This window comes from Streptomyces sp. NH27 (assembly GCF_056859195.1).
This window is the reverse complement of sequence record NZ_JACEGK010000566.1, coordinates 1-4942: the sequence shown is the minus strand read 5'-3', so window position 1 is coordinate 4942 and position 4942 is coordinate 1. Positions and strand designations below refer to the sequence as shown.

Below are 4942 nucleotides of genomic sequence, written 5' to 3'. Positions count from 1 at the left end.
CTCATGAAGGGGAGCACATGACCACCAGTCAGGCCGGCCGCGATCTCGACACGAGCAAGGCGCACTCGGCCCGGATGTACGACTACTTCCTCGGCGGCAAGGACCACTTCGAGATCGACGAGGAGGCGGCCCTGGTCGCCGCCCGGGCCCACCCCGGCATCTACATGACGGCGCGCGAGAACCGGGCGTTCATGCACCGGGCCACCCGGGTCCTGGCCCAGGAGCACGGCATCCGCCAGTGGCTCGACATCGGCACGGGCATACCGACCGAGCCCAACCTGCACCAGGTGGCCCAGTCCGTCGCGCGCGACGCCCGCGTCGTGTACGCGGACAACGACCCGCTCGTCCTCAAGTACGCCGAACGCCTGATGCGCAGCACGACACAGGGACGCACGGCCTACGTCGAGGCCGACATCACCGACCCCGATGCGCTGATGAACTCCGTGGAGGACGCGGGAGTCCTGGACTTCGACCAGCCCATCGCCCTCTCCCTCAACGCGCTCATGCACTTCATCACCGACCCGCACGACCCGTACGCCATCGTCCGTCGGCTGCTCGACCCGCTCCCGGCGGGCAGCGCCCTCGCCATGAACCACTGCACGCCCGATTTCGACCCCGTCACCTGGAACAAGGTCGCGGAGGTCTACACGAAGTCCGGGTCGCCGGTGCAGTTCCGTTCGCACAGCAACGTCCGCCGCTTCTTCGACGGGCTCGACCTGGTCGACCCCGGCATCTGCTGCTGCCACCGCTGGCGGCCCGCCGAACCCGCCGCGAATGGGGCGGAGATCACGGACGCGCAGATCAGCCTGCTGGCAGGCGTAGGCATCAAACGCTAGTGCCGTGAACGGAGCCCGGCCGGCCGGCTGTTCGACCGGTCGGTCGGCCGGCCGTTCAACCGGCAGTTCGACCGGCTGGGCGCATGCCTCCGCGGCGTCCGGCGTAGTTCGCCGCGCCCCTTCCCCGACCGCACGGGACGGGGCGCGGCGGCATGCGGAGGGCCTACTCCCGCTCGCCCGGCGGGACTTCCGGCGCGAGGTCGGCGATCGTGGCCCGCAGCCAGGCGCGGTCCGCCCGGCTGGTCGCCGCGGCGAGGGTGAGCATGCCCTTGCGGAACCGGTCGCTCATCTCGGCGGCGCGCAGCGGCCTGCCGTCCGCATAGAAGTAGCTGGCCGGCCCTTCCATGAACTCCAGCCGGCGGCGCAGGACCCGGGCCTGGTCGGCAGGATCGGGCAGGCGGCCGAGGAAGGCGAGCAGCACGAGGAACGAGTTGCGGTCGGTGACCTCGACCTCGTCCGGCTCGCGGAGCCTGCGGAGCAACTCGGACCGGCCCGCGGCGGTCAGGGACAGGACCTGACGCGGGGTGGCCCCGCGGCCCGGCTCCTCCTGCCGTTCCAGCAGTCCGGCCTTCCGCAGCCGGTTCAGCGCGGGGTAGAGCGCCCCGTCGCTGACCGGCCGGACATGGCCCGACAGGCCCGAGATCCGCGCCCGGAGCTCGTAGGCATGCAGCGGCTCCTCGGCCAGGAATCCCAGGATGCTCAAGGTCAGCACGCCGCCATCCTACCGGGCGGTCGCACTAATAGTGCTACCTCTTATCGTGTTGCCTCTCATCGAGTGCCTCGATTAGAGTGCCTGCCATGTCGACGTTCATTCTGGTTCCCGGCGGCTGGCACGGCGGATGGTACTTCCGACGGATCGCCGACACCCTCCGAAGCCAAGGTCACTCGGCCTTCCCGGTAACACTCACCGGCGTGGGCGAGCGGGCCCACCTGCGCACCGCGACGACCAACCTGGACACCCACATCCAGGACGTGGTCAGCCTCTTCGAGGCGGAAGAGATCCACGACGCCGTGCTGATCGGGCACAGCTCCGCCGGCATGGTCATCACCGGTGCCGCGGCCCGCCTGCCCGGACGCATCCGGCGGCTGGTCTACAGCGACGCCTACGTCCCCGCTGACGGCGAGTCCTGCTTCGATCTCACCACGCCGGCCTTCCGGGAACTGTTCATCCGGGGCGCCCGGGCCGACGGCTACAGCGTTCAGCCTCCGCCGGGCCTGGACCCGCGGACGACCCCGCACCCGCTCGCGGCGTTCCTGCAGAAGATCCGGCTCGACGGCCCACCACCGATCCGCCGCAAGGACTACATCTACCTGGAGAACTGGTCCGGCACCCCTTTCACCGAGGTCTACCAACGGCTGCGCCACGACCCGGACTGGCACGTGCACACCCTGCCGATCGGACACAACGTGGCCGCCGAAGCCCCCGAAGCCTTCGTGAAGATCCTGCTGGAGGAGTGAACCGGATTCGATGGGCAAGGCCGTCGGAGGCAGCGCAGCACGGCCGTCGGAGGCAGCAAGGCTGCCGGACGGGGCACGGCCGTCGGAAAACAGTCCCGCCGCTTCGCAACCAACCCGAAGCGGCGCGACGGAACTTCCTTGGGAACGAACTCAGCCGCTGTGGGAGACGGTGAGCCCGTAGAAGGCGACGCGCGCGCCGTTGGTGGTGCTGTCGGAGGAGGACTGGTTGTAGGAACCGGCCTTGAAGTACTGCTTGTAGGCGTCGAAGGACGACGGGATGGAGTAGTTCGTGGTGCTGCCGTTGACCGTCAGGTTGATGGTGTTCCCGCCGGAGACCGCGATCGCGTAGCTCCACGTCTTGCCGATCGACACGTGGCCGACCGTGTGCGTGGTCTGGCCGCCGGACGGCGAGTTCTCCAGGCCGGCGACGATGTCGCCGTTGGAGTGGTAGTACAGCTCGATCAGCGGCTTGGTGGACGACCCGCCGCTGCCGAGGTGGATCTGGCCGACGCAGACGTTCGACGTCACGGAGACCACGCGCAGCGTCGCGTTGAGCTGGTGGCTGCCGCCGAGCGACCAGTCCGCGGCACTGCCGTTGGAGTTCATCTCGCGCAACTCGGAGCGGGCGTAGTTGGAGTTGGGCGTGGTGACGCCCTTCTCCGGTGCCCAGAAGGTCATCGCGCCGTCGCGGGTGTCGGTGTAGAAGTACGAGTCCTGGAAGCCGTCGTCACCCTGGAGCCGGGAGGACGAGATGGTGGTCGGCGAGCCCGGGGAGCCGACCGGCTCCTGCAACTCCCATACCGACAGGTTGAAGTTGCCGCCGGGCGCCTTGGTGGGGGACGCGGCGCTCGCGCTGGTGCTGGTGCCGAGGAGACCGAGGGCGGCGACTGTACCCATGGCGGTCACCATGAGGAGGAGCTTGGAGCGGATTCTCATGTGGGGGGAACCTTCCGTGCTCGATGTTCACTGACGTGAACTAGGTCTAGTCCTTTGGACATCCACCTGAATAGCACGGCTGGAGCGGGCCGTCAACGACCCCGTATGGGAACGCAGTTCATGTTGATGAACCTCGCGCGGCGGCGGCGCGGCCAGGCCCGTCGGTCACGGCAGGGTCCGTACGGGCGGACCCGTACGGAAGAGTCGGTCCGGAAGAGCCGGTACGGAAGGGCCGACACGTCCGGAAGGGCGGGTACCGGCGATTCGGTACCGCGATTCGTCAGCGACCCGCCCGCCACGGACCCGCTACAGGCCCGTCACCGAACTCGACGCCGTGAGCTCGTAGACGAGGGTGATCTCGCGCCGCTCGCCCGGGCCGAGGCTCAACGCGTAGCGGACGATGCCCTCGTCGTCGACCTCGTCGGGCACGGGTGACGAGGAGTCGTTCCGCACCCGCACCTCGACCGCCGAGACCTCCGAGACCGGGACGCGCTCGCGGATCACCAGTTCCTGCGCGCCGCCGCCGTCCGGTGCGTCGAGCCGGGAGACGAAGAGCCGTATCCGACGGGTGATCACCGTACGCTGGTTGATGGCGGCCAGGCCCGCGGTGTCGCGGCTCTCCTCGACCTGGCGGACCACCCGGAAGGTGTCCTCGCTGCCGAACGCCAGCCGGGCCTCCGCACCGGCGCCGGTGAACGCCAACTCGCCGCGGCCGACGAACCCGCTGCCCCGCACCAGGTCCACCGGGCCGGCCAGCAGCACATGGCCGGCCGCGTTGGCGAAGTGCGCGGTCGTCACCAGCAGCGGCGACAACTCGGGGGCGCAGGTGCGCTCCGCGCGGCAGGGGGCGGTGAAGGACGACAGGTGCACGCGGTGCGGCCGACCGTCCGAAGGGACGTCGACCGGGTGCGGGGCGGCCAGCGTACGCACCGCGCCGCCGTCGTCGAGCCCCGGCAGCCGCGCGGCCCCGGCCGCGGGAACCCCCGAGTCGCCCGCCGAGTCGGCGCCGACCGTACGGATCTCCTCCTCGCGCAGGTTCACCTCCACGGTGCGCCGCTCCTCCGCCGACCGCTCCCGCAACGTGAGGACGTCCTCGGTGAGCGCCGGCGGGTTCGCGGCCAGGGTGGGCCGCGCTGTGGACAGTGACAGCGCGACGCCGTGCCAGTCCTCGCCGGTGGCCTGCCACACGAACGCGTCGGTCTCCAGCCGTACGGAGCCCCGGTCCGCGCCGAGCGTCGCCCGGTAGCCGGGCCGCCACAGCGCGCACGGCACGAGGTGCGCCACCCGTACGTCCGCCGGTCCGGCGCCCTCCGCCTCCACGACGAGTTCGACGTGCGCGGTCAGCACCTGCGGTTCGCGTTCGGTGGCCGCCAACGCCGCCCGGGCCTCGCGCAGTTCCTCGCCGATGTCGTGCAACCGGCGGCGCAGCCGGTGCAGTTCGCCGATGCGGAGCTCCGCCTCCTGGTCGACCCGGTCCAGCCGGTCGGCCCAGCGCTCGGGGTCGGCGGCACCCGCGCCCGCGCCCTGCACGACGTCACGGTGCAGATCGGTCCTGGCCTGGTCGACCACGGCGAGCGCGTTCTCCTGACGCTGCTTCACCTGCTGCGCGTCGTACAGCTCCCGTTCCAGTTCGTGTACGTCGCGGCGCAACTCGGAGGCGTCGCGGCCGGGTTCGCCGGGCGGCGCGGGGGTGTACGCGCGGACCACACGGG

General features: G+C 70.7%; 5 protein-coding genes. 2 read left to right on the top strand and 3 right to left on the bottom strand.

Going from position 1 to position 4942, the window contains the following annotated elements; translation table 11 throughout:
- The first annotated feature begins 17 nt into the window (after positions 1-17).
- Positions 18-836, top strand: coding sequence for an SAM-dependent methyltransferase (locus tag AC13HU_RS32040; RefSeq protein WP_483045486.1), 819 nt, complete (start codon positions 18-20; stop codon positions 834-836).
- Between the two features lie 163 nt (positions 837-999).
- Here the strand turns inward: AC13HU_RS32040 and AC13HU_RS32035 are convergent, their stop codons facing one another.
- Positions 1000-1548 carry a PadR family transcriptional regulator gene (locus AC13HU_RS32035; protein WP_483045485.1) on the bottom strand — a complete coding sequence of 183 codons (549 nt, stop codon included), beginning with the start codon at positions 1546-1548 and terminating at the stop codon, positions 1000-1002.
- An 86-nt stretch (positions 1549-1634) separates the two neighbouring features.
- Between AC13HU_RS32035 and AC13HU_RS32030 the strand changes: the two genes are divergently transcribed.
- Positions 1635-2294 carry an alpha/beta fold hydrolase gene (locus AC13HU_RS32030; protein WP_483045484.1) on the top strand — a complete coding sequence of 220 codons (660 nt, stop codon included), beginning with the start codon at positions 1635-1637 and terminating at the stop codon, positions 2292-2294.
- A gap of 150 nt (positions 2295-2444) precedes the next feature.
- Here the strand turns inward: AC13HU_RS32030 and AC13HU_RS32025 are convergent, their stop codons facing one another.
- A complete protein-coding gene (locus tag AC13HU_RS32025; protein WP_483045483.1) occupies positions 2445-3230 on the bottom strand; it encodes a polysaccharide lyase family 7 protein in 786 nt (261 codons plus the stop codon).
- A 306-nt stretch (positions 3231-3536) separates the two neighbouring features.
- Positions 3537-4942 (bottom strand): DUF4139 domain-containing protein (locus AC13HU_RS32020; RefSeq protein ID WP_483045482.1); only part of this gene is annotated, 1406 nt, incomplete at its 5' end.

Excerpts from the sequence above, each read along its gene's own strand:
- AC13HU_RS32040 (WP_483045486.1), top strand. The coding sequence starts at position 18 with ATGACCACCAGTCAGGCCGGCCGCGATCTCGACACGAGCAAGGCGCAC.
- AC13HU_RS32030 (WP_483045484.1), top strand. The coding sequence starts at position 1,635 with ATGTCGACGTTCATTCTGGTTCCCGGCGGCTGGCACGGCGGATGGTAC.
- AC13HU_RS32025 (WP_483045483.1), bottom strand. The coding sequence starts at position 3,230 with ATGAGAATCCGCTCCAAGCTCCTCCTCATGGTGACCGCCATGGGTACA.